Source organism: Antribacter sp. NEAU-D49, assembly GCF_057158775.1.
The window spans coordinates 56,861-79,840 of record NZ_JBXTSN010000005.1 but is presented as its reverse complement, the minus strand read 5'-3'; the positions used below and the strand labels follow the sequence as shown (position 1 = coordinate 79,840).

Sequence of the window (22,980 nt, the reverse complement as noted above, 5' to 3'; positions counted from 1 at the left end):
AGGGGCAGAACTGCCTATGCCACCTCGGCGGCGGACGGCGAGTGCGCCGGGGCCTGCGCGCGACGCCGGGACCGGATCATGGCCGCCACGGCGGCACCGCCGATGAGCACCCACGCCAGGTTCGCCACGGCTGACGGCCAGACGCCGTTCACGGCGGCGACGAGCATCATCGTGCCCGCGGCCGAGAGGTTGGTGAGCTGGAAGGCGAGCGAGTCAGGGCGCCAGCGCCCCCTGCTCACCATGGCGTACGCCAGGACGCCGGCGACGGCGCCGACCCAGCCGAGCGCGGTGACCACGAGGGTGAGCGAGGACATGACAAGGGCTCCAGGGGCGACGTGCGGTAGGGAGAGTGTGGGCGCCGGCCCTGAGGAGGAGTGAAACCGGTCCGGCGCCACCACTATGGTGACTCAACCATGCGTTCAGCACAATCGAATGATCCTGCACGGACCATGTAGCATCGCTACATGGCAACCGACCCCCGGCGCCTCGCCTTCCTGCTCGCCGTCCACCGCGCGGGCGGCGTCCTCGCGGCGGCCGACGTGCTCCGGCTGACGCCCTCCGCGGTGTCGCAGCAGATCGCCCGGCTCGAGGCCGAGGAGGGCATCGACGTGCTGGAGCGCGGGCCGCGCGGCGTCACGCTGACCCCGGCCGGCCGGGTGCTCGCCGAGGCGGCCGAGCGCATCGAGGCGGAGCTCGTGGAGGCCCGGCAGGCCATCGCCGCCCTGGGCGAGGACGTCACGGGCCGGGTCGCCATCGGGTCCTTCCAGACCGGGATCCGCGCCGTGGTCGCCCCTATGCTGGGCCCGCTCGCCGAGCGGCACCCGGGCATCGTGGTGGACGTCCGTGAGCACGACCCCAGCGACTCCCTCCGCATGCTGCGCGCGGGCGACCTGGACGCCGTCGTGCTGGAGCGCGACGTCGACGTGGACGCGCCCGCGCCCCGTGGTGCTCACGACGTGCCGCTGCTCGAGGAGCCGTGGCGCGTCGTGGTCCCGGCCGCGGGGCCTACGCCCGAGCGGATCGACGACCTGACCGACGTCGCCTGGGTGGCGCCCCAGTCCGGCACCGCCGCGGAGCGTGCGTTGCGCCGGCTCGCGCGGACGCTCGGCACGTCGTTCACGACCCGGCACGCCTACTACGACTTCGACACCGCACTGGCCCTCGTGGCCGCCGGGCAGGGCGTCGCGATGCTGCCGGCGCTCGCGCTCCAGGGCGAGGTGGCACCCGGCGTGACCGTCGTGGGTCTGCCGGGGCTGGGCTCACGCCGGCTCGTGGTGCGGCACCGGTCGTCGCGGCACGAGCCGGGTCCGGCGGTGCAGGCGGTGGTGGACGAGATGGTGGCGGTGGCGAGGAGTCTGGAGCTGGCCTGAGCGCGGGGCGCGGCGCGGCGGGGGCCTGGCGCACCCGGCCTCAGACGACGTCGCGTGGGTCGACCGGTGCCTCGTCCGGCGTCGGGACCTCGAAGCCGTCGATGTACCGGTCGAGCGTCGCGGCGTCCACGTGCACGGAGTCGGCGCCCGTCCCGGTGTTCCGTCGCGCGATCCGGCGGTGTAGCTCCTCGCGCGCGACCTGGAAGTACACGAGCTCGCAGGCGCCGCCGTACCGGGTGACGAGCTCCCGGTAGTGGTCACGGTCGGCGCGCCGCCAGAACGACGAGTCGACGACGACGTCGCGACCAGCCTCGACCAGCTCGGCGAGCCGGTCCTCGAGGAAGCGCTGGGCGGCGTCGCGCTCGTCGTCGGGCACCGCGCCGCGCACGCCCCGCCGCCACAGCTCGGCGTCGATCGAGAGGCGGACGAAGCCCCGGCCCTCGAGCGCCTTGGCGAACGTGCTCTTGCCGGCGCCCGCCGGCCCGCACATGAGGATGACCCGGGACCGGTCGCCCGTCGTCGGAGTCGACATGAGCGCGAACCTATCGCGGGGAGTGACCGTCGCCTGATCGGCAATTCGGTGCGTGATCGGCAGTTCGAACTGCCGATCACGCACCAAACTGCCGATCACACGGGCAGGCGCCTGCTCGGGGCGCGGCTCCGGCGGCCGGCCGGGCCGCACAGCCCCGACGTACGCTCAGGTCATGGACGTCGCGGTGCTCGGAGCAACAGGGGACGTGGGCCGGCAGGTCTGCACGCAGCTCATCGCCCACGGGGTGCTGTCCCCGACGTCGCGGCTGCAGCTGGTCGGCCGGCGCGACGGGGCGAGCGGGAGCGCGGTCCACGGCCTGCGCACCGACCTGGTCGACGCCTTCGACGAGCGTGCCCCGCTCCTCGACGTAGCGCTCTCGCCGGAGGACGTGGTGGCCGACGTCGTGGTGGTCGCCGCCGGCGCGACCGCCCCCGCGCGGGTGGGCGCCAGCATGGACCGGGCGCGGCTCGCGGCCGACAATCTCGCAGGGTTCACCGCGTACGCCGACGCGCTCGCGCGGCACGGCTCGGGGCACGAGGTCGTGATCGTCGTGTCGAACCCGGTGGAGCTGGGAGTGGCGGTGTTCGCCGACGCCCTGGGCAGGCACCGGGTGATCGGCATGGGCGCCTGGCTCGACACGCTGCGCTTCCGGCGGGAGATCGCCCTCTCGCTCGGCGTCCGGCGTCACCGGGTGTCGGGCTTCGCGGGCGGCATGCACGGCCTGAGCGCTGTGCCGCTGTGGTCGACGGTACGGATCGCGGGCCTGGACGAGGCGGAGCGGCGGACGGCGGTGGCTGCCCTACGTCGTGGACGCAGCCTGGACACGTTCGCGGACGAGGTGTCGACGGCGGTCGATGGGCTCAACGCCCTCGCCGCGCGCGACATCGGCGCCGCGTTCGCTGAGGTGGACGTGCTGCCGCCCGACGTCCGCATGGTCGCCCGGCCCACCATGACCCACCAGAGCGGCGCGAAGACGCCCACCGGGACGGCGGGCGCCACCGTCGACCTGGTGCGCACGCTCCTGGACGGGCGGGAGATCGTCGTGGCCGGCCAGGTCGCGCTGGAGGGGGAGGTCCTGCTGTCCGACGGCGAGCCGCTACCCGGCCGGGTGCAGGGCGTTCCTGTGGTCCTGGGCCCGGAGGGCTGGACGCAGGTGCTGCTCGACCCGTTGGAGCCGGACGAGGAACGGCTGCTCGCCGCGTCCGGGCACGGGATCGACGCGATGCTCACGTCGCTGCTCCCGGTGCGGCCCGAGGTCTCCGGGTCCGCCCGGACGTCGGGCACGGCGTCGGCGCCGGCGGCCGGGACCGCCGAGGTCCCGCCGCACGGGACGCAGACCTGGGAGGTGGACGTCGAGGTGGTGGGGGCCGACCAGGTCGGCATCGTCGCCACCCTGACGGCGGTGTTCGCCACCCGCGGCGTCGCCGTCGACTCCGTCGCGACGCAGGAGCACGCCGGCCGGCTGGGCACCGTCGCCCTCGCCTTCCGGGCGGGGGAGCGACGCGCGAACGCGCTCATCCGCACCGTGGAGCGGCTGGCGATGGTGAGCAAGGTCGTGGTGCACCGGACGAGGTGACTGTCTCGACGGGAGCGGATCGCGGCGGCCGCTAGGATGTGCCCACAACTTCATGCCGCCAGAACCGCGACGGGAGAGTCCGGCCGAGCCCACCAGGGCCCGGGCCGGCGCCGAAGGAGCAAGACCTCCCCGGGAATCTCTCAGGCCCACGTACCGTCATGGCGAGGCAACTCTGGAAAGCGGCTCCCGTACGCGCAGCGTGCCGGAGCCCACCGACGGTGCAAGCCGGCGCGTCCCGTCCTCCTCACGGAGCACACGACGGACCGGCAAAACTCTCAGGTCGACGCGGTGTCCGCAGACGGGCACAGTGTCCGATGACAGAGCGGGGAGGGCTTCGTACCCGACCCCGCCGTCTCGGACCTCGTTCCGGAGAGCCAGGAGCCCGTCGTGACCCAGTACAACCCCGACGTCTTCGCCGACCGACACCTCGGGCCCCGCGGCCGCGAGGTCCGCACCATGCTGGACCAGCTGGGCTACGACTCGCTCGACGCCCTGGTCGACACGGCGGTGCCGAAGACGATCCGGACCGACCGGCCGCTGAATCTCCCGGCCGCCCGCAGCGAGGCCGAGGTCCTGGCTCACCTGCGCGAGGTCGCGGGCAAGAACGTCGTGAAGCGCCAGATGATCGGCCTCGGCTACTACGGCACGCACACCCCGCCTGTCATCCGGCGCAACGTCCTCGAGTCCCCCGCCTGGTACACCGCGTACACGCCGTACCAGCCCGAGATCTCGCAGGGTCGCCTGGAGGCCCTCCTCAACTTCCAGACCGCCGTCGAGGACCTCACGGGGCTCGAGATCGCGAACGCGTCCCTCCTCGACGAGGCGACCGCCGTCGCCGAGGCCGTCGCCCTCATGTGGCGCGTCTCCCGCGCTGCCGAGGGGTACGTCGTCCTCGACGCCGACCTCTTCCCGCAGTCCCTGGCCGTGGCGCGCGGCCGCGCGGAGGCCATCGGCCTCCCCGTGGTGGTCGCGGACCTCTCCCAGGGTCTGGAGCAGGCGCTGGCCACCGTGTCCGACGCCGGTGCGTTGCCTCCCGGCACCATGGTCGGCCTGGTCGTGCAGCAGGTGGGCGCGTCGGGGCGGGTCCTGGACGCGCGCGGCGTCGTTGCCGAGGCCAAGGCCGCCGGGGCGCTGGTGACGGTCGCGACCGACCTGCTCGCCCTCACGCTGCTCACCTCGCCGGGCGAGCTCGGCGCCGACGTCTCGGTGGGCTCCGCCCAGCGGTTCGGCGTGCCGCTGTTCTACGGCGGCCCGCACGCGGCCTACATGGCCGTGAAGAAGGGTCTGGAGCGCCAGCTCCCCGGCCGCCTGGTCGGGGTCTCCGTCGACGTCGACGGCGCCGCCGGCTACCGCCTGGCCCTGGCCACCCGTGAGCAGCACATCCGCCGCGAGAAGGCCACGTCCAACATCTGCACCGCGCAGGCGCTGCTCGCGATCGTGGCCAGCATGTACGCCGTCTACCACGGCCCCGAGGGCCTGAAGGCGATCGCAACCCGGGTCCACACCCACGCGAAAACGCTGGCAGACGGCCTGCGCGAAGCAGGAATCGCCATCGAGCACGAGATCTTCTTCGACACGATCCGCATCGAGGCCCCCGGCAAGGCAGCGGACCTGGTGAGGGCAGCAGCGGACGCGGGCTACAACCTCTACCTGGCGGACGAGAACCACGTCCAGATCGCCTGCGACGAGACCACCACCGCCCACGACGTGAACACAGTCCTCACCACCCTCACCACCACCCTGCAAGGTGCGACGCAGCAGGAAGCGGGGAGGTCGGGTGATGTCGGCTCGACGCCGTCAAGCCGTAGCGGAGCGCCTGCGCGAGGAACGAGCCAGGCGCGTGAGCGAGGCGGCGAGCCGACATCGCCCGACCTCCCCGCGGAGGTGACCCGGACAACGGAATACCTCACGCACCCCATCTTCCACAAGCACCGCTCCGAGACCAGCATGCTCCGCTACCTGCGAACCCTCAGCGACAAGGACCTCGCCCTCGACCGCACGATGATCCCCCTCGGCTCGTGCACCATGAAGCTCAACGCCACCGCCGAGATGGAAGCCATCTCCTGGCCCGAGTTCGCGAACATCCACCCGTTCGCACCCGCGGACCAGACCCGCGGCTACGCCGAGCTCATCAGCGACCTCGAGGCCCAGCTCACCGAGATCACCGGCTACGCGGCGGTCTCGGTGCAGCCCAACGCCGGGTCTCAGGGCGAGTTCGCGGGCCTGCTCGCCATCAAGGCGTACCACGCGTCGCGCGGCGAGGCGGGTCGCGACATCGTGCTCATCCCTGCGTCGGCCCACGGCACCAACGCGGCGTCGGCGGCGCTCGCGGGCCTGCGCGTCGTCGTGGTCGCCACGGCCGACGACGGCGAGGTGCTCCTGGACGACCTGCGCGCCAAGCTGGAGCAGCACGGTCCGCAGGTGGCGGGCATCATGATCACCTACCCGTCCACGCACGGCGTCTACGAGGAGCACGTGCGGGAGGTCTGTGACCTGGTCCACGCGGCGGGCGGCCAGGTCTACATCGACGGCGCCAACCTCAACGCGCTCGTCGGGCTGGCTCGTCCGGGCGAGTTCGGCGGCGACGTGTCGCACCTCAACCTGCACAAGACGTTCTGCATCCCGCACGGTGGCGGCGGTCCCGGCGTCGGCCCGGTGGCTGTGGCCGAGCACCTGGTGCCGTTCCTGCCCGGAGACCCGACGCCGGGCGCCACGCACGGTGAGACTGTGGCCCCGGTGTCGGCGACCCGCTTCGGGAGCGCCGGGATCCTGCCGATCTCGTACGCGTACGTGGCCCTGATGGGGGCCGACGGGCTCACCGAGGCGACCAAGACCGCGGTGCTCACCGCGAACTACGTGGCCTCCCGTCTCGCCGACCACTTCCCCACGCTCTACACCGGTCCGAGTGGGCTCGTGGCGCACGAGTGCATCCTCGACCTTCGGCAGATCACCGCGCAGACCGGTGTGACGGCCGAGGACGTGGCCAAGCGGCTCATCGACTACGGCTTCCACGCGCCGACGCTGTCGTTCCCGGTGGCCGGGACGCTCATGGTGGAGCCCACGGAGTCGGAGGACCTGGCCGAGCTGGACCGGTTCGTCGACGCCATGATCGCGATCCGCGGCGAGATCGACGCGGTCGCTGCCGGGACGTGGACCGTGGAGGGCTCGCCCCTGCGCAACGCCCCGCACACCGCGACCGCCGTCACGTCGGACGCGTGGGACAAGCCGTACTCGCGCGACGTGGCTGCGTTCCCCGTGCCCGGCTTGCGGGCCGCCAAGTACTGGCCGCCCGTCCGCCGGATCGATGGCGCCAAGGGCGACCGCAACCTCGTGTGCTCGTGCCCGCCCGTCGAGGCGTTCGCCGAGTGACCTCCGCAGCCGAGAGAGAGCCGATCATGGACAAGAAGACCCCGCTGCACGACGAGCACGAGGCGCTCGGTGCGTCGCTGACCGGGTTCGGCGGCTGGCTGATGCCCTTGCGGTACACCAGCGACCTGGCCGAGCACCGTGCGGTTCGCGAGGCGGCCGGGCTGTTCGACCTGTCCCACATGGGCGAGATCTGGGTCCGTGGCGCCGGCGCCGCGGCCGCGCTCGACCACGCTCTGGTGGGGTCGGCCGCCGCGATCGCGGTGGGCCGGGCCAAGTACTCGATGATCTGCGCGGAGGATGGCGCGGTGCTCGACGACCTCATCGTCTACCGGACCGGTGACGAGGAGTTCCTCGTGGTGGCGAACGCGGGCAACGCTCCGCTCGTCGCCCGCGAGCTCCTGGAGCGGTCCGCGGCGTTCGACGCGGTCGTCGAGGACCGGTCGGACGAGACGGCTCTGATCGCCGTGCAGGGACCCCGGGCGGAGGACATCGTGGCCGGGCTCGTCACGGGTGACGACGTCGCGACGGTGCACTCGATGAAGTACTACGCGGCGGCGCCCGTCACCCTGACGGTGGGCGACGGCGGCTCGGTCGTCGCCCTCGCGGCCCGCACCGGCTACACCGGCGAGGACGGCTTCGAGCTGTTCGTCCCGTCGTCGTCGGCCGCCGTGCTCTGGCGCACCCTGCTCGCCGCGGGCGAGCCCCTCGGGCTGGTGCCCGCGGGCCTGTCCGCGCGCGACTCCCTGCGCCTCGAGGCGGGCATGCCGCTCTACGGCCACGAGCTCGACACCACCACCACGCCGTACGAGGCGGGTCTCGGCCGCGTCGTCCGCCTCGACAAGGAGGCCGACTTCGTGGGCCGGGCCGCGCTCGAGGCGCGTCGGCACTCGGCGCCGTCACGGGTGCTCGTGGGTCTGCGCGGGCTCGGCAAGCGGCCCGCGCGCGCCGGGTACCCCGTCCTGGCTCCCGGGTCCGGCACGCCGGTGGGTACCGTCACGTCCGGCGCGCCGTCGCCCACCCTCGGCTACCCCGTCGCCATGGCGTACGTGACGCCCGAGCTGTCCGCGGAGGGCACCGAGCTCGCCGTCGACGTGCGCGGGCGGACCGAACCGTTCGTCGTCGTGCCGCTGCCGTTCTACCGTCGTCCCCAGAACTGAACCCCTGAACCGAGGAGCCATCATGGCCGAGTTCCCCGCCGCCCTGCGCTACACCGTCGAGCACGAGTGGGTCGACACGTCGACTCCCGCCGTCGTGGGCGTCACGTCCGTCGCTGCCGAGGCGCTCGGCGACGTCGTCTACCTGGAGCTGCCCGCCGTGGGTGCCTCCGTCGAGGCGGGCACCGTCATCGGCGAGATCGAGTCCACGAAGTCGGTCTCGGAGCTGTACTCGCCGGTGTCGGGCACCGTCGTCGAGGTCAACCAGGCGGCGATCGACGACCCGGCAGTGGTCAATGCCGACCCGTTCGGTGCCGGCTGGCTCTTCAAGGTGGAGGTCAGCTCGGAGGGGCAGCTGCTCACCGCCGAGGAGTACGCGCAGCACACCGGTCACTGACGCGGGCCCAGGGAGCGCGGGCCCAGTTTCTGACTCAGGCAGAGAATTCTCCGCGGATCGCGTCATGAACGCGATCCACGTCACTCCTACCTCATAGCAGCAACCGTTCGGCCGGACCCCAGTCCCGGCCGCTGCAGAGGAGGAGCCCCATGAGTGCCATCGAGCTGAACCCGGTCTTCCCCACGCTGACGCGTCGGGAGCAGGTCGTGCTGTCGAACCTGACCGAGGACGTGACCCTCGAGCAGATCGCCAACCGCCTGTTCGTCACGCGCAACACGGTGAAGTCCCAGGTCCGCAGCGTCTACAAGAAGCTCGGCGTGTCCACCCGGGCCGAGGCCGTGGCGATGGCGCGTCGGATGGGACTCTACTGAGCAAACCGGGGCGCAGCATCTCGGACGGCACCCGCGACATCCTGTCGCCGGGTGCCGTCGTCGCGTCCGGGGAGGCGCGGTGGCAGACTCACGGGATGCCTGCCCGACGTCTCGTGGTCGCCGCCGCGATCGTCGACGACCTGTCCCGGCCCACCCGGCTCCTGGCCGCGCGGCGCGCGCGCCCTGCGGAGATCGCCGGCCGGTGGGAGTTCCCGGGCGGCAAGGTGGACGGCGGCGAGTCGCCGGTCCAGGCCCTGCACCGCGAGCTCCGCGAGGAGCTGGGCGTCGGTGTCGAGCTCGGAGACGAGGTTCCCGGCCCGGACGACGGCGCGTGGCACATCACCGCCCGGCACGTCATGCGGCTCTGGTTCGCCCGGGTGGCCGACGGCGACCCGGCGCCGCTCGTGGAGCACGACGAGCTGCGGTGGCTCGCCCGCGATGAGCTCGGCGCTGTCGACTGGCTGGACGGTGACCTGCCGATCGTGACGGCGATCGAGGGCCACCTGGCCCCGTAGGTCGCGCCCCGGCCGGGCCTGTCAGGCCGGGACGACCTGGCGGGCCGCGCGGGCTGCCGCGATGCGGTGGCCCAGGGGCACGAACGCGCCGTCCACGAGCACCGGCACCACGTCGGTGGCGTCGAGCTGGGACGCGATCGTCACGTCGTCCACGAAGCCGGTCTCGATGAGCTCGCGACCGCTGCCCGTGCCGCCGATGGTGTCGGCGGCGTCGCTGGTGCCGCGCCACAGCGTGACGGTGGCGGCGGTCTCGGGGGAGAGGCGCGTGACGTCGTCGTCCATCATGTCGGTGAGGCGGGCGGCGATGGCGCCGGCCGCGAGGTTGTCCTCGAGGGCGGGGCGCAGGGTGTCGTCCGGCCAGCGCTCGCCCACGGGGACGAGCACCACGTCGTGGGCGTCGTTCGCGGCGAGGTGCGCCGCGGCGAGCCCGGCGACCGCCGTGGCGTTGCGCAGCGAGCCCACGATGATCAGGGCGCCCCGGCTCGCGATCGTGTGGCAGATTGCCGACGGGTTGGGTGCGGGGAGCACCAGTCGCTCGGCGTCGAGGTCCAGGAGCGACGCGGGTGAGATGCTGAGGCCCTGCTCCCAGCGGGGCCCGGCGAGGGCGGCGCGCATGGTGCGGGCGAGCCGGGCCGCGCCCGCGGGGTCGTGGTACGGGAACGGGTAGACGCCGGACCCCTGTTCACAGGCCACCGTCACCGACGTGGAGAACGAGAGCACGTCGATCACGACCACCAGCGACGACCGGGCGCCGGTTGCGGTGAGGGCGAGGGCGCCGGAGAGCCCCCAGTCCGTGCGGACGCGGGCGGGACGCTGGTCGAAGGCTGAGGTGGCAGTGCTCACGAACGGATGGTAGTGACTTCTCGGGGCAACGATGTTCGCTGAGGGCGAACACCCCTGCAATCCCGGGTGAAGATTTGATAACGGCTCCCGGAAATGCCCAAGATCACCCGGATGTCCGTCCCGGCTAGACGCCAGCCGGTACGCGCTCCGACCGGCCCGCGAGGGCGTCCGCCTCGGCCTGGGCGAGCGGGGCGTCGGGTGAGGCGGCGACGGGAGCAGGTGCCGCGTCGTCGGGCCGCGGAGCCTGGGCCGGTGAGGCGCCCGGCTGGTCGCCGCCCGCGCCCGCACCGGTGTCGGCGCCCGACGGCGCGACGGGGCGGACCTGGCCGGCGACCGCGAGGCTCAGCACCATGGCCGCGCAGATCACGAGCAGAGCGTGACGGGCGCCCATCGCGTCCGCGAGGAGGCCCAGGAGCGGCGGTGCGGAGATCTGCGCGATCGAGGAGAACGACGTCGCGACGGACACGCGCGCGGCGGCGTGGATCGGCTCGTCCGACGCCGCGGCGATGGCGACCGGGCTCGCGAGAGCCGAGCCCACGCCCCAGAGGAGGATGCCGGCCCAGGCCCACCAGAGATCCGGCGAGAGGCCGAACAGGCCGAGCCCGACCAGGGCGGAGACTCCCGACGCGCGGAGCACCGCCACGCGTCCGAACCGGTCGAGCAGGCGGGTGCCGCCCAGCCGCACCACCGTCATGGCGCCCACGAAGGTGCCGTACGCGACGGCGCCCACGGCCTCGTGGACCGCGAAGCCGTCCACCACGGCGATGGCGAGCCAGTTGCCCGCCGAACCCTCGGAGAGCGCTCCGGCGAGGAGCACCAGGCCGATGAGGAGGGTGCGGGGCTCACGCCACGCGCCCAGGGCCGCGCGCAGTCCGGCACCACGGCGCGGGCTGGGCTCGGGGACGCCCGTCTGGCGGCCGGGCCGGGCCGAGAGGGCGGTCGCGGGGCCGATCAGGAAGCCACGTGCGACGGTGACGGCCACGGCGACGATCGCCACCTGCACGGAGACGTGGACCTGCGCGGCGGCGAACGCGGCGGCGACCAGGGCGCCCACGGCGGCGCCGATCGAGAAGCCGGCGTGGAAGTGGGGCAGGACGGTGCGGCCGAGGCGCTGCTCCACGAGCGCGGCGCCGAGGTTGATCGGCGTGTTCATGAGGGCGCCGCAGATGCCGTTGAGCAGCACGCCGCCGAGGAACACGGGGACGCTGCCGAGGGCGACGCCCACGGCGAGCAGGGAGTAGCCGACCGCGTTGCCCGAGGCGGCGAAGACGAGCGTGGCGCGGTTGCCGAAGCGGGTGATGACGGCGCCGGAGGTGGTGACCGCGGCGAGGGCGCCGACGGCTCCGACGATGAGGAACGCGCCCAGCTCCGCGGACGAGACGCCGAGACCCTCGCGGATGGAGGGCAGCCGGCTCATCCAGCTGGTCTGGGTCACGCCGAACAGGACGAAGAGCGCCATGAGGGACCAGCGGGCGCGGGAGACTCGAGGGTCCACGGGCAGGGCGGTGCCGGAGAACGGCGGGGTGGAAGGCATCGAATCGATTCTATGAAGGCCGCGCCGTGGGTTCCAGGGGGGTGGCGGGTGATGCGTGCCACGGCCCGCGCTACGGTTGTGCCATGAGCAACTTCGAGGTGGCCCGCCGCGAGAAGCAGGAGCCGACGCCGGTCCTGCTCGTCCGCGTGGTCCTGTGTTTCGTCCTGTTCCTCGCCGGTCTCGCGCTGATCGGCATCGGCGCCTCCCGCGACGTGGCTGTGGGGCCGTACCTGTTCGTGGGCGGGATCGTCGCGGTGGCGCTCGCCTTCGGCCTGCCCATGGTGGGCGCGCGCGAGCGCTGAGGACTCGCGGTCTCTGTCGCCGAGGCCGAGTGATTCGAGCGTCGTCCCCGAGGTCTGCGGACCCCAGGGACGGCGCTTTCCCTTTTTTGGTGAGGTCTTGACCGGAGTGTCGGCGTGCGCCAGCATCGTGCCCTCGATAGGAAAGTACGGATCGGGCGCAAATTCGTCAGGACCGGCGACAAGGGGCACACGTGCGGCACACCAGGCGAGCCGGCGCGATCATCGCGATCACGCTGGTCACCACGACAGGACTCACCGCTTGCGGTTTCGGCGGCGGCACCGACGACGGGGGCGGTGACGGAGGGGCCACCCTCGACCTGCTCGTCCCCAGCTACTCCGACGCGACGCAGGGCCTCTGGGAAGACGTGATCGCCGGGTTCGAGGCCGAGAACCCGGACATCACTGTCAACCTCCAGGTGGAGTCGTGGGACAACCTCGAGAGCGTCATCGCCACCAAGATCCAGGGCGGTCAGGCTCCCGACATCTACAACGGCGGACCGTTCGCCGGCTTCGCGGCCGACGAGCTGCTGTACCCGGTCGAGGACGTCACCTCGGACGAGACCTACGCCGACTTCCAGGACAGCTTCCTGGCCAACGCGCAGGTGGACGGCGTGACCTACGGGCTGCCGTTCATCGCGTCGGCCCGGGCGCTCTTCGTCAACGACGCCCTCCTGGCGCAGGCCGGCGCACAGGTGCCGACCACCTGGGAGGAGCTGCTCGAGTCCGCGAAGAAGGTCTCCGCCCTCGGCGGCGGCGTGGCCGGGTACGGCATGCCGCTCGGGTCGGAGGAGGCCCAGGCGGAGGCGGCGGTGTGGCTGTGGGGCGGCGGCGGCACCTTCGGCGACGCCGACGAGATCACCATCGACACCCCGGAGAACCTCGCGGCCGCCGAGTTCGTCCAGCGGATGGTCGCGGAGGGCGCCACGCAGGCCGACGCCGGCTCCACCGACCGCACGCCGCTGCTCGACATCTTCGTCCAGGGCAAGATCGGCATGCAGGTGGGCCTCCCGCCGACCGTGGGGCAGATCGCCGAGAACAACCCCGCGCTCGAGTACTCGGTCCACCCGATCCCCACGAAGGACGGCAGCCCGTTCACGCTGGGCGTGGCCGACCACCTCATGGCGTTCCAGAACGACGGGGACAAGCAGGAGGCCGTCACCGCGTTCTTCGACTACTTCTACGCGGCCGACGTGTACGTGCCGTGGGTCCAGGCCGAAGGCTTCCTGCCCACCACGAAGACGGGTGCTGATGCGCTCGCCGACGAGGAGGCGCTCGCCCCGTTCCTGGCGGTGCTGCCCGACGCCCAGTTCTACCCGAACGCCAACCCGAAGTGGTCCGCCGCGGACTCCGCGTTCAAGGCGCTCTTCGGCCAGCTCGCCACCGGCAAGCCCGCCGCCGACGTGCTGGCGGAGATCCAGGCCCAGGTCGACGCGGGCTGACGGCCATGAGGGCGTTCCTCCGGGCTCTGCCCTGGATCGGACCCGCCCTGGCCCTGATCGTCCTCGTGGTGCTGTTCCCGATCGGTCTCATGATCGGGAACAGCACCCGGGACATCAGCCAGAGCGGCGTCGACCGGGGCGGGGTCGGCCTCGCGAACTACGCGGAGGTCTTCGCATTCCCCTACTTCTGGCCCATCGTCGGGCGCACGCTGGTGTGGGTCGTGGTGGTGGTGGGGCTGACGGTCGTGATCTCGCTCGCTCTCGCGCAGCTTCTCGACAAGGCGTTCCCCGGCAGGCGGCTCGTCCGCATGGCGGTGGTGGTGCCGTGGGCGGCCAGCGTCGTGATGACCACCCTCGTGGTGCACTACGGCCTCGAGCCCTACTTCGGCATCATCAACGCGTTCCTCGTCGACATCGGGCTGATCGACCGGCCGGAGGGCTTCGGCTGGACGCGCAACCCCGGCACGGCGTTCGCATGGGCCATCGCGGTGGCGGTCTTCGTCTCGCTGCCCTTCACCACCTACACGATCCTCGCCGGGCTGCAGACGGTGCCCGGGGAGACGGTCGAGGCCGCGCGCATCGACGGCGCCGGGCCCGTGCGGGCCTACTTCGGCGTGATCCTGCCCCAGCTCCGCAGCGCGCTGGCGGTCGCCGTGCTCATCAACATCATCAACGTCTTCAACTCGCTGCCGATCCTCCGGGTCATGACCGGGTCCATCCCGGGCTACGACGCCGACACCGTGATGACGATGATCTTCAAGTACATGCAGAACCAGCACCGGATCGACCTCGCCAGCGCGCTGTCCGTGGTGGCCTTCGTGCTGGTGGTAGCCATCGTCGCGGTCTATCTGCGGGTCGTCCGCCCGCTCGAGGAGGTCTAGGTGGCCGTCATGACCGAGGCGGCCAGGCCGCCGTCGGGCACCGCTCCCGTGCGGACCGTGCGCCGGCGGCGCTACACCACGGACCAGGTGCCGCTGGCCTCCGTCGTGCTGCGCACGACGGCCGGGCTCGCGGTGCTCGTGGTGTTCCTGCTGCCGTACCTGATCATGTTCTTCGGCTCGGTGAAGACGAAGGCGCAGATCCGGTCCGTGGACCCCACCTACTTCCCGGTGGAGTGGCACTGGGAGAACTACGTGACCATGTGGTCCACGCCCGAGACGCCGCTGGTGCAGAACCTGGTCTCCACCCTGGTGATCTCGGTGTGCGCCACGCTGCTGGTGCTGGCGGTGGCGCTTCCGGCCGCGTACTACACGGCGCGGTTCCGCTTCCCGGGCCGGTACGTCTTCCTGTTCCTCGTCATCGTCACGCAGATGATGCAGCCGGCGGTGCTCACGTCGGGCCTGTTCCGGGAGTTCCTCGCCGTGGGGCTGCTCGACACCTGGGCGGCGATGATCCTGGTGAACGCCGCGTTCAACCTGTCGTTCGCCGTGTGGATCATGCACAGCTTCTTCGCGGGCATCCCCAAGGAGGTCGACGAGGCGGCCCAGCTCGACGGCGCCGGGACGTTCACCGTGCTGGCGCGGATCAACCTGCCGCTCGTGTGGCCGGGCGTCGTGACGGCGATCGTGTTCACGTTCGTGGCGTCGTGGAACGAGTTCGCGGCGTCGCTCGTGGTGCTGTCCACGGCGGGGAACCAGCCGCTGTCGGTGGCGCTCACCAAGTTCGTGGGCCAGTACGAGACGTCGTGGCACTACGTGTTCGGGGTGTCGGTGGTGGCGATCGTGCCCGTGGTGCTGCTGTTCCTCGCCATCGAGAAACGCCTGGTGGGCGGGCTCACGGCGGGCTCGCTGAAGTAGCGCCCCCCCCCCCCCCCCCCCCCCCGCCCCGCCGTTTTGGCCCCACCCCCCCCGGCACATACGCCGGAGAGCTTCTGACAACTCGGGGCGGGGGACCCGGGAGGTGCGTTCAGACCCGGGTGATGCGGACGGCGTCGGCGATCACGTAGTCGGTGCCCGACGTCCAGCGGCTGACCGACACCACCTGCCGGGTTCCCGCCGTCATGGCGTAGGTGCCCAGCGAGAGCCAGGCGCCGCCGCCCGTGGACTGGTCGACGCGGACGGTGGTGGTCTCGCTGCCCGTGCTGATCACGAACGGCGTCGAGGCGTTGTAGCCCGCGATGCCGGGGAACCAGGCCTCCACGCGGTAGCGCCCCGCGGCCGGGATCGTGGCGGTGTAGGTGGCGAGGTCGCTCACCTCGGCGGGCGTCGCGTACCGGTAGCTGGCGCCGTACCGCTCGCCGGAGTACGTGGACGTGAGCCAGCTCGCCCCGGCGGCGAACCCGGCCGAGGTGTTGTCCACGATCACGGACCAGGCAGTCCCGGCGAGGGCGGCGGCCACCTCGGTGCGGAGCTGCGGGAGCAGGGCGTAGAACGCCTCGCCCGGGCACTCCGTCGCGGTGAAGTCGCGGTGGCCGTAGATCCGCGACGGCGCGATGCTGTACTGCTGGCAGATGTAGGCGCAGAGCTGGACCAGACGGTTCCAGAGCGCGGCGGGCGGCGTCGCGTTCGTGTACGTGCCCTGGTTCTCGATGCCGATGGCCTTGTCGTTCTGGCCCGGGGCGTGCGCGCCGACGACCATCCCGTTGCTGGTCTGGAGCCGGGACAGCGACCCCCGGCGCCCCTCCATGACGTAGCCGCCGCGGCTCACCGTGAGGTGCTGGCCGCTGTCGACCCAGCCGTTGGCGAAGTGCCACTGCTGGATGTCGCGGGCGATCTGGTAGCCCGCGGCCTGCGAGTAGTCGGTGACGTTCCCGGACGCCGTGTGGTGGATCAGGATCTTGTCGGGGTCCGTGCTGACCGTCGAGATGGTGCCGCGCGGGGCGGCGGCGCCCCAGGTGGCACAGCTCGCGATGGTCGGGGCGGCGACCAGGACGCCCGGAGCGGCAGCGGTCGCGTCGAGAGCGGCCTGGGTGGACGGGTCGGGAGCGGGCCAGACGGACGGGCCGGCGGCCTGGGTGGCAGCCGCGCCGACTGCCTCGTCGGCGGCGGCCGCACCAGCGCCGACAGCGGCGGAGATCAAGCCGGTGGACGAGCCGATGCCGAGCACGACGGCACCGCGCAGCAGATCCCGGCGGTTCAGGGCGTGGTCGTGCTCGTGGTCGTGGTCGTGGTCGTGCGTGGGGCGGGTGGACACACAGGCCTCCGGTGGTCGTGTGGACGGGAGATGGTGCTCCGAAGAGGTACCACTTTCACCCACGTTCTGACCATGCCTGCGAAAAGAATTTCTCAAGATGTCACAAGGAGGACATCCCGGGACGCGGAACGGCCGGCCCGCCGCTCGGGCGGGCCGGCCGTTCCGTGGACCCGAGGTGCTCGGGTCCTGACCCGGGGCTCCGACGGGTCAGGCCTCGATGGTCTGCTGTCCGCTGCTCTGCTCGATCGGGGTCGCCATGCCCGAGTGGGAGACCTCCACCTTGCGGGGCTTGGCCTCCTCGCTCACGGGGATCGTCAGCGACAGCACACCGTCGGCGTAGGACGCCGAGATCTTGTCGAGAGCCAGACCACGGCCCACCGTCAGCTGGCGGGCGTAGGTGCCGGCCGGGCGCTCCCGCACCAGCCACTGCACGTCGTCGCCCGAGCGGGCGGTCCGCTCGGCGCGCACCGTCAGGGTGCGGTCCTCGACGGACACGTCGATGGTGCCCGGGTCCACCCCCGGAAGATCGAGGGCGAGAACGTAGTGGTCGCCGGTGCGGAACAGGTCCATCGGCATCGCTGCCGAGTCACGTGTGGTCGTGGCCAAGGAGTTGAACAACCGGTCCATCTCCTGGAACGGGTCCCACCGCGTAGCCATCGCACATCACCTCCTACGACGACTCGGTCCCGGCCCGTCCGGGACCGTCGCGAATCGGCGGCGGGGCTGCGTCCCCGCCGCCCGGCTACGGAACCAGAATTAGCACTCCCACCCGGTGAGTGCCAAGAGGTGTCGTGTTCGCTCTGAGCGAACAGCGGAGCGGCGGAGAAACCGCTGGCTAGAGGATGGTCCGGCCCCGGAGTCAGGCAGCCGCGCGGGCCAGCAGCCCCACCCCGGCGAGCAGGTCGAGCGCCGGCCGGTGCTTGTTGAACGTGTACACGTGGAGCCCCGGCGCGCCCGCCTCGAGCACCTGCTGAGCAAGCCGCACCGACCGCTCGATGCCGTACGCGTGCTGTGCCTCCGGATCGTCCAGGGCGTCCAGCTCGCGCAGGAGAGCCGCCGGAGCCGCCACGCCGGTGAGCTCGGCGACCCGGCGCAGCCGCCGCGGCTCGGTAGTGGGCAGGATGCCCGCCAGGATGGGCAGCGTGACGCCGGCCGCCCGGGCGTCCGCGACGAACTCCGCGTACGACGCCGCCTCGTAGAACAGCTGGGTGATGGCGAAGCTCGCCCCCGCCTCCTGCTTCTCGAGGAGCCGTTCCACCTCTTGCGCCCGGGTGGTGCCCGCTCCGGCGTTCCCGTCGGTGAACGTCGCGACCGCCACGGTCAGCGGCCGGGCGGCGCCGCGGAGGGCCGTGCCCGGGTCGGCCGCGCAGCGCGCCGCCTCCACCTCACGCAGCAGGCGCACCAGCTCGATGCTGGAGTGCACGCCGTCGGCCGGGGGGCGCCAGTCGGGCTGGTCGCGCGGCGGGTCGCCCCGCAGCGCCAGGAAGGACCGCACGCCCGCCTCGAGGAAGTCGTCGATCACCTCGGAGACGTCCTCGCGGGACGCCCCCACGCAGGTGAGGTGGGCGACCGGCAGCACCGGGGTTCCTGCCAGGAGCGTCGACACCACCTGCCGCGCCGTCTGCCGGTCACCCCCGGCCGCACCGTAGGTGACGGACACGAAGTCGGGGCGGGCGGCGACGAGCTGCCGGGCGGTCTCCCAGAAGTTCGGGGCGGCCTCGGGCCGGCGCGGCGGCATGAGCTCGAACGACACCGTGGGGCGCCGGCCGGGTGACGGGTGTGCGAATGCCTCTGTGACCATGAGTCTCTCCATCGGACCTGGCGTTAGCACCTTTGTCCTCGGGAGGCTTCCGTCGGCGGGTTGCTGCGGTGTCGACGAGCCAGGACTCTCGACCGCTCTGGATGGTTGTCCCCAGAATACCGGCGACCGTTCTGTGAGCCAGGGGTGGTCCACGTGGCGGACACGTCGCCGTCAGGGTTCCGTCAGGTCCGCTGCCCGCCTCGGCGGCCTGGCCTGCTGGCACTGTGGACGTATGAGCGCAGAGGTCCGGGCCGTCGTGGTGTGGATCGTTGCCGTCCCGGTGCTCGCAGGGTGGGCGGTGCTGCTCCGCGTGCGCGGGGACGCTGTGCTGCTCACGGGAGCCGAGCCGTTCGTGGGGCACTGGTCGTTCGGCGTGGGGCTGGGCACCGCCGTGGCCGTCGGGATGCTCGCCGCGGTGGTCCGGTTCGGTCCGCGGGTGGCGGCCCGCCTCTCCTGGCGTGGGCTCCTCCTCGGGGCCTGGGCCGCCACCACCGCCTGGGCCACGGCTCTCGGCGCCTCGGTGCGTTGGTCCGACCTTGTGGCGCCCACGGCCGGCCGGCACGAGTACCTGCCGGCCGTCCCCCTCGCCGCCGCCGACCCTCTGGCCTTCTGGTCCGGGTTCACCGACCAGCTCCTCGCCTATCCGATCCACGTCAAGGGCCATCCCCCGGGCCTCGTCCTGCTGCTCGCGGGCCTCGACCGGGCCGGGCTCGGCGGCCCCGGCTGGGCCACTGCCTTGTTCGTCCTCGCGGGGGCGTCGGTGGTTCCGGCCGTGCTGATCACCGTCCGCCGGCTGTGCGGCACGGAGGACGTCGCCCGCCGCGCCGCGCCCGCCCTGGTGCTCGCGCCCGCGGCGCTGTGGGTGGCCACCTCCGCCGACGCCTTCTTCGCCGGCGTCCTGGCCTGGGGCGTCGCGCTCCTGGCGGTGGCGTCGACATCGCCGGCCTCGACCCCGCTGCCCGACGGCGGCGCACCGCCCCCTGGTCCTGCGGCACCGCCTCGTGCGGGGGTTCGGCTCGCCGCCGCCGTCGGAGCGGGGCTGCTGCTCGGCGCCTGCCCGTTCCTCTCCTACGGCCTGCTGCACATGGGGGCGCTCGCCCTCGTGGTGCCGATCGTCACCCGTCGCGTGTGGCCCACCGTCGTGGCCGGGCTCCTGGTCGTCGGCGGGCTGGTGGCGAGCGGCCTCGCCGGGTTCTGGCTGTGGGACGGCATCGCCGCCACCCAGGTGGCCTGGGCGGCGGGCGCGGGCACGGGCCGCCCGTACCTGTACTTCCTGCTGGTCGACCTCGTCGTGCTCGGCGCGCTCGTCGGGCCGGCCGGGGTCGCCGGGCTCACTCGCCTGCGCAGCCTCCCCGTCCCGGCCCGGTGGATCGTCCTGGTCGCCGCCGGGGCCGCCGTCGCCGGAGCCCTCATCGGGTTCGAGCGGGGCGAGGTCGAGCGGATCTGGTTGCCGGTCGCCTACTGGGTCGCGGTCGCGGCGGCCGCCGTCGTCACCGGGTCCGCGGCCGGCGACCGCCGCACCCGCGCCTGGCTCTGCGCCCAGGGCGGCACGGCGATCCTGCTCGAGACGTTCCTGAGGACCCCGTGGTGACCACCGTCCGCCGTGCCCTGGCCCGGCTGCCTCGGCCCGAGAACTTCCGGTCGGCGGTCCACGACGAGCGCGTCGTCGCACGGGTCGGCGTCGGGTTCGGCGCTGCGATCGTGATCCTGTTCGTCACCGGCCTGCTCTCGCACCTGCACCAGCACCCGGTGGCGTGGCTGGCCTTCGGCCCCGAGCCCGCCTGGGCGTACCGGGTCACCCAAGTGCTGCACGTGGCCGCCGGGTTCGCGTGCGTGCCGCTGCTCCTCGCGAAGCTCTACGCGGTCTACCCGCGGCTGTTCGTGCGGCCGGTGGTGTCCGGGTGGCGGCACGGCCTGGAGCGGGCGTCGGTGGGGCTGCTGGTCGCCGCGACGGCATTCCAGGTGGTCACAGGCGTGCTGAACGTGTTCCAGCTCTACGTCTTCGGCTTCGGGTTCACGCGAGTCCACTACGCCACGTCCTGGCTCGTGCTCGGGGCGGTGCTCGTTCACGTGGGCGTCCAGCTGCCGGTCGTGGTGCGGGCGCTGGGTGCCCCCGCAGGCGACGGTGCCCCCGCAGGCGACGCGGTGCCGGAAGGCGGCGCGGACGCCGTCGGGCAGCGGGAGGCCACCGAGGCCGCGACCACCCGGCGCGGGTTCCTCGGCGCCGTCGCCGTGGCGACGCTCACGCTCACCGCGCTCACGCTCGGGCAGACCTGGCGGCCGCTGCGGCCCCTCGCGGTGCTGGCCCCGCGCGACCCGGAGGCCGGGCCGCAAGGACTGGCCGTCAACAAGACCGCCCAGGGAGCGGGCGTCGTCGAGGCGGCGACCGACCCGGGCTGGACGCTCGAGCTCACCGGGCCGGGCGGCACGCTCCGGCTGTCCCGCGACGACCTGCTCGCGCTCGACCAGCACGAGGCCGTGCTGCCCATCGCCTGCGTCGAGGGCTGGAGCGCGACGGCGCGCTGGGGCGGCGTCCGCGTGCGCGACCTCGCCGCGCTCGCGGGCGGCCGCCCCGACGACCCGGTGCACGTCGAGAGCCTTCAGGCCGGCGGGTCGTACCGGGAGTCCGACCTGCCGGGCGCGTACGTCGCCCACGAGGACACGCTGCTCGCCCTCCGGCTCGACGGCGAGGACCTCGCGCTCGACCACGGGTACCCCGCCCGGATCATCGCGCCCAACCGGCCCGGCGTGCTCCAGACCAAGTGGGTGGCGCGGCTCGTGGTGGGGGGTGCGGCGTGAGCGGGGGTGCTCCCGGCAAGGGCCGCGCTCCGGGCGGACCTGGCGCAGGCCCCGCCACCCTGGGCTGGGTCCGCGTCACGGCGGTGACGGCCGGCCTGCTCGTGCTCGCCTACGGCGCCTGGTCGGCGCTGACCTGGGTCCCGGTCCGGTGGTGGGCGCCGTGGGCGCTCTGGCTCGCGGGCGGCGTCGCGCTGCACGACGGCGTCCTCGCCCCCCTGGTCCTCGCCCTCGGCTGGGTGGTGCTCGGCCGGGTACGCGGGCCGCGCCTCCGGGCCGTGCTCCGCGGGGCGGTGCTGGTACTGGGGACTCTCCTGCTCGTCGCGCTCGTAGCGGTGTGGGCGGCGGCCCGCTGACTCGGGTCAGACGGGGACCCGCAGGCACAGGAGCGTCCGCCCCGCCAGGGTCCACTCCTCCGTCACCGCGAGACCCTGGTGCGCGGCCAGCCTCCGCAGCAGCCGCGAGCCCGCCCGCGCCCACGGCATGGGGTGGGAGCGCCGACCGTCGGCGGCGTGGAGCACGAGCGGTCCCGACTCGTCGGCGTCCGGGTCGGGGTCGGCCTCGACGACGAGCAGACCGCCGGGCCGGGCGAGGTCGCGGGACCGGGCGAGGAGGTCCGGGGGCGAGCCGCCGATCCCGATGTTGCCGTCGGCGAGCAGCACCGTGCCCCACCGGCCCTCGCCGGGGAGGGGGCCTTCGACGGGCCGCCGCAGCGCCACCGCCCCGCGGGCCCGCGCCTGTCGCACGGCCGCCCGGGACACGTCGATCCCGAGCGCCGGTACTCCCCGGGCCGACAGAGCGGCGGCGAACCGGCCGGGCCCGCAGCCGACGTCGAGCACCGGCGGTTCGCAGCGGGCCAGGACCGCCTCGTCCACAGGGTCCCGCTCAGCGGTCCAGGCGGCGACGTCGACCGGATGGGCGCGGGACGAGTGGACCGCGAGCACCGGCAGCCCCGCCAGCGCCGCCTCGAACAGCACCAGCGGGTTCACGAGCCCGGGTTCCCGGGCGGGCAGGGCGGTCACGCGTGGCCGCGGCGTCGACGGGGGCTCGGCTCGGCGTGAACGCGCGAGACTGCTTCCAGGTCCGCCTCCGAGCCCTGAGGCGTGCCTGGAAGCAGTCTGGCGCGTTCACGTCCCGCGACCTCGGTAGTGACCGCGTCCCAGGCAGCCGCGAAGCGGGAGCCGGGGACGAGCGTCGCGACGTCGGCCGCGTCCTCCAGGGTGTCGACGTCGCGTAGCGGCGGGAGGAGCCGGACCCGCAGCCCGGCGTCGCGCAGGCGGGCGAGCTGGGCGTCGCCCGTCCCCGGCGTGGACATGGGCACCCCGTGGAACAGCGCCGGGTCGGGGGCGCGGAGGCCGACGCACCAGTAGCCGCCGTCGGGCGTACGACCCAGGACGGCGTCGTGACCGGCGAAGTCGATCGCGCCCAGCGCCGGCCCGAGCTGCGGCGTGTCCATGCCGACCAGCACCGCCGGACCGGGGAAGCCGCCCGGCCCGAGCACGTCGTCGAACGCGGCGGCGATCCTGCGGTCCAGCCCACCCGGTGCCTGGGGCAGCACCGTGAACCCCTCCGGCAGCCACGGCCCGGCGGAACCCTCGAGCACCAGGACCCGGCTCTCGGGGGCGGCCTGCGTGACGGCCTCCAGCGTGTCGGTGAGCGCGGCCCGGGCAAGGTCGCCCGCCTCCTCGGCGGTGAGGACGCCCACCAGCCGCGTCTTGACCCGCCCGGGCACCGGCTCCTTGGCCAGGACGACGACGGTCCGGGGCGGCTCGGCAACGCCGCCCGGGTGATCGGTGGTTCGGTGGGGGGGGGGGGGGGGGGGCGAGCCCCCACACCACCACACAAACCA

General features: G+C 73.3%; 23 protein-coding genes and 2 riboswitches. Of the genes, 14 read left to right on the top strand and 9 right to left on the bottom strand.

Annotated elements, in window-relative coordinates; all coding sequences use genetic code 11:
• Positions 1-14 precede the first annotated feature (14 nt).
• Entirely contained in the window at positions 15-314 is a 300-nt protein-coding gene (locus tag AC060K_RS06200) for a CBU_0592 family membrane protein (protein WP_483764554.1), read from the bottom strand.
• Positions 315-464: 150 nt separating this feature from the next.
• Between AC060K_RS06200 and AC060K_RS06195 the strand changes: the two genes are divergently transcribed.
• Positions 465-1,370 (top strand): LysR family transcriptional regulator, encoded by a 906-nt coding sequence (locus tag AC060K_RS06195; protein WP_483764553.1) that lies wholly within the window; start codon positions 465-467, stop codon positions 1,368-1,370.
• A gap of 40 nt (positions 1,371-1,410) precedes the next feature.
• Here the strand turns inward: AC060K_RS06195 and AC060K_RS06190 are convergent, their stop codons facing one another.
• The gene (locus AC060K_RS06190) at positions 1,411-1,902 is read right to left on the bottom strand and encodes a P-loop nucleotide/nucleoside kinase family protein (RefSeq protein ID WP_483764552.1); all 492 of its coding nucleotides are present in this window, start codon (positions 1,900-1,902) and stop codon (positions 1,411-1,413) included.
• A gap of 172 nt (positions 1,903-2,074) precedes the next feature.
• Here AC060K_RS06190 and AC060K_RS06185 point away from each other — a divergent pair, with 172 nt between their 5' ends.
• The 6 genes from AC060K_RS06185 (at position 2,075) to AC060K_RS06160 (ending at position 9,284) form a co-directional block, all read left to right on the top strand.
• Positions 2,075-3,478, top strand: coding sequence for a lactate/malate family dehydrogenase (locus tag AC060K_RS06185; protein WP_483764551.1), 1,404 nt, complete (start codon positions 2,075-2,077; stop codon positions 3,476-3,478).
• Positions 3,479-3,538: 60 nt separating this feature from the next.
• Positions 3,539-3,644, top strand: a riboswitch (glycine riboswitch).
• Between the two features lie 221 nt (positions 3,645-3,865).
• Positions 3,866-6,847 carry an aminomethyl-transferring glycine dehydrogenase gene (gcvP, locus tag AC060K_RS06180; RefSeq protein ID WP_483764550.1) on the top strand — a complete coding sequence of 994 codons (2,982 nt, stop codon included), beginning with the start codon at positions 3,866-3,868 and terminating at the stop codon, positions 6,845-6,847.
• Between the two features lie 26 nt (positions 6,848-6,873).
• Positions 6,874-8,004 carry a glycine cleavage system aminomethyltransferase GcvT gene (gcvT, locus tag AC060K_RS06175; RefSeq protein ID WP_483764549.1) on the top strand — a complete coding sequence of 377 codons (1,131 nt, stop codon included), beginning with the start codon at positions 6,874-6,876 and terminating at the stop codon, positions 8,002-8,004.
• 22 nt (positions 8,005-8,026) lie between these two features.
• A complete protein-coding gene (gcvH, locus tag AC060K_RS06170; protein WP_483764548.1) occupies positions 8,027-8,398 on the top strand; it encodes a glycine cleavage system protein GcvH in 372 nt (123 codons plus the stop codon).
• 149 nt (positions 8,399-8,547) lie between these two features.
• A complete protein-coding gene (locus AC060K_RS06165; protein ID WP_125775724.1) occupies positions 8,548-8,769 on the top strand; it encodes a helix-turn-helix domain-containing protein in 222 nt (73 codons plus the stop codon).
• A 95-nt stretch (positions 8,770-8,864) separates the two neighbouring features.
• Positions 8,865-9,284, top strand: coding sequence for a (deoxy)nucleoside triphosphate pyrophosphohydrolase (locus AC060K_RS06160; RefSeq protein WP_483764547.1), 420 nt, complete (start codon positions 8,865-8,867; stop codon positions 9,282-9,284).
• 21 nt (positions 9,285-9,305) lie between these two features.
• Here the strand turns inward: AC060K_RS06160 and AC060K_RS06155 are convergent, their stop codons facing one another.
• Both AC060K_RS06155 and AC060K_RS06150 read right to left on the bottom strand, forming a co-directional pair.
• A complete protein-coding gene (locus AC060K_RS06155) occupies positions 9,306-10,127 on the bottom strand; it encodes a 2-phosphosulfolactate phosphatase (protein WP_483764546.1) in 822 nt (273 codons plus the stop codon).
• Between the two features lie 124 nt (positions 10,128-10,251).
• Positions 10,252-11,661 carry an MFS transporter gene (locus tag AC060K_RS06150; RefSeq protein ID WP_483764545.1) on the bottom strand — a complete coding sequence of 470 codons (1,410 nt, stop codon included), beginning with the start codon at positions 11,659-11,661 and terminating at the stop codon, positions 10,252-10,254.
• 83 nt (positions 11,662-11,744) lie between these two features.
• Between AC060K_RS06150 and AC060K_RS06145 the strand changes: the two genes are divergently transcribed.
• The 4 genes from AC060K_RS06145 (at position 11,745) to AC060K_RS06130 (ending at position 15,198) form a co-directional block, all read left to right on the top strand.
• Positions 11,745-11,963 carry a hypothetical protein gene (locus AC060K_RS06145; protein ID WP_483764544.1) on the top strand — a complete coding sequence of 73 codons (219 nt, stop codon included), beginning with the start codon at positions 11,745-11,747 and terminating at the stop codon, positions 11,961-11,963.
• 191 nt (positions 11,964-12,154) lie between these two features.
• On the top strand, positions 12,155-13,402 hold the full coding sequence (locus AC060K_RS06140) for an extracellular solute-binding protein (RefSeq protein ID WP_483764543.1): 1,248 nt from the start codon (positions 12,155-12,157) through the stop codon (positions 13,400-13,402).
• 5 nt (positions 13,403-13,407) lie between these two features.
• Positions 13,408-14,283: a carbohydrate ABC transporter permease gene (locus tag AC060K_RS06135; protein ID WP_483764542.1), complete on the top strand. Its 876-nt coding sequence runs from the start codon at positions 13,408-13,410 to the stop codon at positions 14,281-14,283.
• A 9-nt stretch (positions 14,284-14,292) separates the two neighbouring features.
• Positions 14,293-15,198 carry a carbohydrate ABC transporter permease gene (locus AC060K_RS06130; protein ID WP_483764653.1) on the top strand — a complete coding sequence of 302 codons (906 nt, stop codon included), beginning with the start codon at positions 14,293-14,295 and terminating at the stop codon, positions 15,196-15,198.
• A gap of 109 nt (positions 15,199-15,307) precedes the next feature.
• On the opposite strand, the gene AC060K_RS06125 is transcribed toward AC060K_RS06130, so the two are convergent.
• The 3 genes from AC060K_RS06125 to AC060K_RS06115 all read right to left on the bottom strand — a co-directional run bounded on the left by AC060K_RS06125 (position 15,308) and on the right by AC060K_RS06115 (position 18,335).
• Positions 15,308-16,534: a golvesin C-terminal-like domain-containing protein gene (locus tag AC060K_RS06125; RefSeq protein WP_483764541.1), complete on the bottom strand. Its 1,227-nt coding sequence runs from the start codon at positions 16,532-16,534 to the stop codon at positions 15,308-15,310.
• 207 nt (positions 16,535-16,741) lie between these two features.
• Positions 16,742-17,191 carry an Hsp20/alpha crystallin family protein gene (locus AC060K_RS06120; protein WP_483764540.1) on the bottom strand — a complete coding sequence of 150 codons (450 nt, stop codon included), beginning with the start codon at positions 17,189-17,191 and terminating at the stop codon, positions 16,742-16,744.
• Between the two features lie 202 nt (positions 17,192-17,393).
• The gene (locus AC060K_RS06115) at positions 17,394-18,335 is read right to left on the bottom strand and encodes a methylenetetrahydrofolate reductase (protein ID WP_483764539.1); all 942 of its coding nucleotides are present in this window, start codon (positions 18,333-18,335) and stop codon (positions 17,394-17,396) included.
• A gap of 5 nt (positions 18,336-18,340) precedes the next feature.
• Positions 18,341-18,443, bottom strand: a riboswitch (SAM riboswitch).
• Between the two features lie 124 nt (positions 18,444-18,567).
• Here AC060K_RS06115 and AC060K_RS06110 point away from each other — a divergent pair.
• From AC060K_RS06110 to AC060K_RS06100, 3 genes are read left to right on the top strand one after another with little or no spacing between them, the layout of a single operon-like run.
• Positions 18,568-19,926, top strand: a complete 1,359-nt coding sequence (locus AC060K_RS06110; RefSeq protein ID WP_483764538.1) for a hypothetical protein — start codon at positions 18,568-18,570, stop codon at positions 19,924-19,926.
• Complete coding sequence (locus tag AC060K_RS06105) at positions 19,923-21,134, top strand: molybdopterin-dependent oxidoreductase (RefSeq protein ID WP_483764537.1); 1,212 nt, start codon at positions 19,923-19,925, stop codon at positions 21,132-21,134. The genes AC060K_RS06110 and AC060K_RS06105 overlap by 4 nt, the downstream gene beginning before the upstream one ends.
• Entirely contained in the window at positions 21,131-21,487 is a 357-nt protein-coding gene (locus AC060K_RS06100) for a hypothetical protein (protein WP_483764536.1), read from the top strand. The genes AC060K_RS06105 and AC060K_RS06100 overlap by 4 nt, the downstream gene beginning before the upstream one ends.
• Before the next feature lie 6 nt (positions 21,488-21,493).
• On the opposite strand, the gene AC060K_RS06095 is transcribed toward AC060K_RS06100, so the two are convergent.
• Together AC060K_RS06095 and AC060K_RS06090 are read right to left on the bottom strand one after the other, a co-directional pair.
• Positions 21,494-22,153, bottom strand: coding sequence for a methyltransferase domain-containing protein (locus AC060K_RS06095; protein WP_483764535.1), 660 nt, complete (start codon positions 22,151-22,153; stop codon positions 21,494-21,496).
• Positions 22,150-22,863 carry a TIGR04282 family arsenosugar biosynthesis glycosyltransferase gene (locus tag AC060K_RS06090; protein ID WP_483764534.1) on the bottom strand — a complete coding sequence of 238 codons (714 nt, stop codon included), beginning with the start codon at positions 22,861-22,863 and terminating at the stop codon, positions 22,150-22,152. The genes AC060K_RS06095 and AC060K_RS06090 overlap by 4 nt, the downstream gene beginning before the upstream one ends.
• Between the last annotated feature and the right edge of the window lie 117 nt (positions 22,864-22,980).